This window comes from Paraglaciecola polaris LMG 21857 (genome assembly GCF_000315055.1).
GTDB classification, from domain to species: Bacteria; Pseudomonadota; Gammaproteobacteria; order Enterobacterales; family Alteromonadaceae; genus Paraglaciecola; species Paraglaciecola polaris.
This window is the reverse complement of sequence record NZ_BAER01000027.1, coordinates 1-5,592: the sequence shown is the minus strand read 5'-3', so window position 1 is coordinate 5,592 and position 5,592 is coordinate 1. Positions and strand designations below refer to the sequence as shown.

The window sequence follows — 5,592 nt, the reverse complement described above, 5'->3', positions numbered from 1 at the left end:
GAGTGGTCGTGCGTCAATGCGCTTACATGAGTCAATTGGTTTTATCACATCAACGATTGCCGCGTTCCTGAAAGATGATCCTATTGATTCAGCTATACAAAAACATCTGCTTGTTATTGATGAAGCCAGCATGATTGATTTACCGACTATGTACCGCTTGGTAAATTATATTCACCCCTCAGTGCGAATTATCTTTACAGGTGATCCCGATCAGCTTCCGCCAATAGGTTGCGGTAAAGTGCTAGCGGATATTGTTGCATCTAAAGCGATTGAAAACACAATGCTCGACATTGTGAAGCGCCAGAAAGGCTCTACGGGTATCCCTGAGTATTCGAAACTAATTAATCAGGGAAAAGTACCCGAGCAACTTACTACTGGCGCAATTCATTTTCACCAAACCTATAAGAAAGCGATATCTCAAGTCTGCTGTGAATTGTATCAGCAGTCTCCTGAAAATAGCCGTGTCATGGCACCAACAAAAGCACTGGTTGCTGAAATCAACAAGCTTACCCAAGAGGCTGTGAATCACAGTGGTAGCAGGCTTGAATTTGTAATGCATGGTGAGAAATTTTTTCAAAATCTGCGACTTAATGACACTATTTTGTTTACGCAGAATCACTATGACAAAGGCATTCAAAACGGCTCGCTTGGTGTCCTCACAAGTGTTGAGGCATCTGGAGAGGGTTATGGTGAAGTGACACTCGATACCGGAGATAAGATTGAAGTGACTCAAGCCGTACTTGATTGTATGGAACTGGGTTATGCGATAACGCTCCACAAGGCACAAGGTTCTCAGTTCCCACGTATTATCATTGCTTTACAAAAAGGCAAAATCGTTGACAGAGCATGGCTCTATACAGCTATCACCAGGGCTGAAAATGAAATCCACATTGTTGGGACTGAAGATGATTTTAAAGCCATTACTGAGGCACCTAGTCATTCTCATCGGCGTAATAGCTATCTTGTTGAGCTTTTAAAAAGATAAAAATAAAATTTGTTACATTAGGGAGTGACTACAGGTACAAGCGGAGATAAGTTGTGTGTTAACGCGAAGCGTTATCCATATCTTATTCTGCGTTCTTGCGTAGCAAGATTTTCCTGTAGTTGAGCGACCATCAAAAGTCCGTTGGTGAACACAATAATTGTGCACTAATTTCCAACACAATTCTGGACAGAAATGTGTCAGTGGCTTTGCAAAACTAGTAAATAGCGGATTATTCCAGGTATTAGAAACTCGGCTTGGAATAGTCCAACAAGCCCACTTTATCGTAAAAAGCGAAAAACATTTTCAAATAAGCTCTGACTACCACTAACCGACTTATCACCTTTGTGGGAAGAATTTGACAAGTATTTCAACATCCGACAGAGTGTCTTAAACACTAGGTTAAAGTTTGAATTAGTAACACAACGATCTAATTTAACCATCTATATCAGAGGTTTAATTCATCTATGGTATATGGATATTGAATACTAAAGGACGATTAAGCAATGACGAAAAGAAAGGAACAAGACATTTTCGATGAGCTAGAGCGCTTATCGTCCAAGGAAGGATTTATCGATGTTTTATCACTCTTATGCTGGAAAGATACATTCGTCCACGGGAGAAATGGCATCATAGATGAAGATGCCTTTGCCAATAATTTTGATCGTTCTAAATTATGCCGTACCGAGCTAGCCACACTATATGGTTTGATGTGTAAAACTGGAGTTACTGGTAGTTGCCTAACAGTCAATGAAACAGTTGAACACGCCCAACGGGTCTATGAGTTATTCGAAGAGTTACATTGGTCATTCTACAATGCAGAGGACTTTGAGGAAACGACTGAAAAGCTAGAATCATTTAAGAATTTAGTAAACGGTTCCTCGTTTATGAGAGAAGCTATATTTTATAGCGGAGAGAGCGTTTTTAAACATCAGTATCGTGATTTAGTAAAAATTAGATACCAAAAAGACAACCCATGGCTCAAGGAGAATAAAGGGTTTGTAATTGAAGATGCCATATCCGTTTTAGAAGTAATAGATAAGCTTCAATTGGAAAAGCTAAACACCTTAGTTCCAAATATTTTTCAAAAGGACAATCAAGCTCCCTTCTCATCAGCCTTTTGTTTTAGCGCAGATGAACTCCATAGCCATTCAGAGCTTAGCAAAGAAGTTACTATCAATGTTCTTTCTGCACTGTCTGCATCGCCAACTAGTGGTATGAATGATTTCTCTAGCGCTGATGATTTCAATCATAGAAACGCCTTTCCGATCGTAAAGTTAGATGATGGTTTATATGCTTCCTTTTTATTCATCTTCTAATTGGGAATCTCTATATGAAAGCCCCTTCTTTTGGTTTAATGCTGATAGTAGTTATAAGATGACTGCAAGCGATCACAGAGGAGAATTCACAGAAGATTTCACCGCTGACTGTCTAAGAAAAGTGTTCCCTCCTCAAAATGTATACACAAATATTGATATATACGATGGGAAAAACAGAGCGGGTGAAATAGATGTTCTGGTAGTTCATGGTAAATATGCAATCGTGATACAAGCGAAATCAAAGAAGCTTACTATTGCAGCCCGCAAAGGAAACTCAAAACAACTTAAGTCCGATTTCAAAGCCGCTGTTCAAGATGCTTATGACCAAAGCTACCTCTGTGCAGAGCTGTTACAAAAAAAAGATGTTAAGTTTAAAGACGCAGAAGGGAAGGTTATTGCTTTTGGTGATGATTACGAATCGATTTTCCCTGTATGTATTGTTTCCGACCATTACCCAGCTTTAGCCTCCCAAGCTCAACACTTCTTGAGACATACCGTAACGGAAACTATAAAGCATCCATATGTAATGGATGTGTTTTTGATAGATATGATGACAGAAATGTTAAGTTCACCATTGTATTTTTTAGATTTCGTTACCAAGAGAAGCAACCATGGTGATTCAATTCATTCTAATCATGAATTAACAACACTCTCCTGCTATATCATTCAAAACCTATTTTTTGACGAAAACCCAGACATGGTAGTGCTTGATGATGACGTCTCTGCAACACTAGAGTTGGCGATGTTAGCGAGGCGTGAAGATGGTTTTGATCATGTCCCTAAAACGCCAAGAGGAATTCTTACAATTTATTCTGGAACCCTCATTGGTAACATTCTTGATGATATCAAAAACTCTTGTGACCTTGGCCTCATGAAATTAGGATTCCACATTCTGTCACTCAGTGAAGACTCTGGAAACATCATTAATGATGCTATTTCACAAATGGTTGAGCTAAATAAAAAGGACAATAAGCATCATGACGCGACTTTACCAATACTAGAAGCAAAAAAAGGCTTAACAATCCATGTCAACAATGATGAGGATGAGTTATCTGGTAAACGTCTAGTAACACACTGTGAGAAAAGAAAGTACACATGTAAAGCAGATGAGTGGGTAGGTTTATGCTTTAGTCCCGTGTCATCAAGATTTAGGTTTGCTACCTATCATCGCTCAAAATGGGAACCTTCCGTCAAGATGGATAAAATGGTAGAGAGCCTACCTAAGATAAGTGGTGCACATGAAGTAAAAAATGGGAAAGTCGACTTTAAAGGTAAGCAGGCTATTAGGACAAAAATAGGGCGTAACTCATCATGCCCCTGTGGTAGTGGTAAAAAATTCAAACGATGCTGTATTTAACTTACACTAACTGAATTTAGCCGATGGTAGAGCGAACTAGGGGTTATACATAGTGATAAGCCCCACTTCACTAGACACTACATTGATTATAAAAATCAGGTGAAATTACCAGCCTTGAAGTGTGATGGGGAAACACCCTAAATTGAAAAGGGGCAAAAGTGAGCTAGAGGTTTCGCATTATCAGGTAGTGTAAACTCCTACCAAGAGGGATCGCACGACGACCGACATTGCGTTGCATAAAAAAAAGGTACACACCATTATACATAGTGTGTACGTCAGCGTTGTTTTAGCTAAGCCTTGTCATATATAGTTATTCACTCACTCACACGCGAATAAACATGGTTTCTACTATATACTCCATATGACTCGTTTTTTATAACCGAACGATATATTCGCTGATTAACCCTTAAGGTGTTTAACCAAGGTTTGCACTACTTTAGCACTACCAGCAACAATCTCACCTTTTAACATGGGATCATTACCGCCTTTAAAATCAGTTACCAAGCCACCTGACTCGCGCACCAGTAATTCACCTGCTGCGATATCCCAAGGCTTTAGGCCGCTCTCCCAATAACCGTCATAACGACCAGACGCGACGTAAGCCAAATCAAGTGCTGCTGAGCCACTACGACGAATATCGCCAGCTTGGAAAAAGATTTTGCGGAAGCTTTCTAAGTATGTTGGCAAGGATTCTTTGTTTTTATAAGGTAATGCAGTAGCCAAAATGGTTTGATTGAGTTCTTTTGCTTTGCTTGAGCGAATACGGAAACCGTTAAGTTGCGCACCGCCGCCTTTGCTTGCAGTGAATAATTCACCGCGAATCGGATCGAATACAACGGCTTGGTCTAAACGACCTTTATGCATTAGTGCGATAGATACCGCGAAATGGGGGATCCCTTTGATAAAATTAGTGGTGCCATCGAGCGGGTCAATGATCCATTTATAATCAGTGTCGCTACCTTCTACTACGCCCCCTTCTTCTCCGACAAAACAATGATCAGGGTATGATTGCTGAATTTTGCGAATAATTGCTTGCTCGGCTTCTTTATCAATTCGTGTCACAAAGTCGTTACTGCCTTTGGCTTCAATCATTAATTCAGATTGATTTTCGAAACCACGAGCAATGACGTTGCCCGCAGAACGCGCTGCGCGCACTGCTATATTCAGCATAGGATGCATAGTAAAACCACCAATTTTAAAAGAACGTTAAGATACAAATTTGCCAATGTCGGAAGAAACACATAAACACTGAACAAAAAATCGCCGCGCAGTTTACCAAAGCACAGGATATTAGCAATCATAATCTGGATTTATCACAAACCATGTTAGCGTAAAGCCTTTAAATTCTGCAATAAAGGTGCCTTATGCTAAAACGGATCCACCACGCGGCGATAATTTGCTCAGATTACTCACGCTCAAAAATTTTTTATACTGAAACACTGGAATTACGTATTATTGCAGAGAATTATCGGGCGCATCGCGATTCGTACAAACTGGATATAATATTACCTGATGGCGGACAAATAGAGCTGTTTTCATTCCCAGGCGCACCACATCGCCCAAGTCGTCCAGAGGCACAGGGGCTGCGTCATTTAGCGTTTGTGGTGGATAACGTAGAGGAGTCAGTTGCGCATTTGACGGCTAAAGGTATTGCAGTCGAACCCATTAGAATTGATGAATATACAGGTAAAAAATTCACCTTTTTTGCTGATCCTGATGGATTACCGCTTGAGCTATATCAAGCATAATCACGCGTATCGAACGACGATGCAATTTAGAAGGAACTAATATGAGATGGTATGTCACGGCGATAGGGCTAATGCTACTTATGGGGTGCAGCCAGACCAAGGTTCACCTTTATGCTAAGTACCTTTCTAATGCTGAAATCACACGAATATCCCAAGTATTAGAGCAGGATGATTTTTCAGTTGATG

Annotated in this window: 5 protein-coding genes; 4 read left to right on the top strand and 1 reads right to left on the bottom strand. The window is 40.2% G+C overall.

Translation table 11 applies throughout. From position 1 onward, the window contains the following. The 3 genes from GPLA_RS05635 to GPLA_RS23920 form a co-directional block, all read left to right on the top strand. A partial coding sequence (locus GPLA_RS05635; RefSeq protein WP_040513973.1) for an ATP-dependent DNA helicase occupies positions 1-985 on the top strand: 985 nt, incomplete at its 5' end. A 503-nt stretch (positions 986-1,488) separates the two neighbouring features. Next, complete coding sequence (locus GPLA_RS23925) at positions 1,489-2,301, top strand: hypothetical protein (protein WP_051997642.1); 813 nt, start codon at positions 1,489-1,491, stop codon at positions 2,299-2,301. A gap of 58 nt (positions 2,302-2,359) precedes the next feature. Then, complete coding sequence (locus tag GPLA_RS23920; RefSeq protein ID WP_226993063.1) at positions 2,360-3,658, top strand: nuclease-related domain-containing protein; 1,299 nt, start codon at positions 2,360-2,362, stop codon at positions 3,656-3,658. Between the two features lie 399 nt (positions 3,659-4,057). On the opposite strand, the gene suhB is transcribed toward GPLA_RS23920, so the two are convergent. Then, a complete protein-coding gene (suhB, locus tag GPLA_RS05625) occupies positions 4,058-4,837 on the bottom strand; it encodes an inositol-1-monophosphatase (RefSeq protein ID WP_007103889.1) in 780 nt (259 codons plus the stop codon). Between the two features lie 185 nt (positions 4,838-5,022). Here suhB and gloA2 point away from each other — a divergent pair, with 185 nt between their 5' ends. Further along, a complete protein-coding gene (gloA2, locus tag GPLA_RS05620; protein WP_007103888.1) occupies positions 5,023-5,406 on the top strand; it encodes an SMU1112c/YaeR family gloxylase I-like metalloprotein in 384 nt (127 codons plus the stop codon). The last annotated feature ends 186 nt before the right edge of the window (positions 5,407-5,592 follow it).

Bases quoted from the DNA above. Each gene is read 5' to 3' on its own strand.
- GPLA_RS23925 (WP_051997642.1), top strand. From the start codon at position 1,489: ATGACGAAAAGAAAGGAACAAGACATTTTCGATGAGCTAGAGCGCTTA.
- GPLA_RS23920 (WP_226993063.1), top strand. From the start codon at position 2,360: ATGACTGCAAGCGATCACAGAGGAGAATTCACAGAAGATTTCACCGCT.
- suhB (WP_007103889.1), bottom strand. From the start codon at position 4,837: ATGCATCCTATGCTGAATATAGCAGTGCGCGCAGCGCGTTCTGCGGGC.
- gloA2 (WP_007103888.1), top strand. From the start codon at position 5,023: ATGCTAAAACGGATCCACCACGCGGCGATAATTTGCTCAGATTACTCA.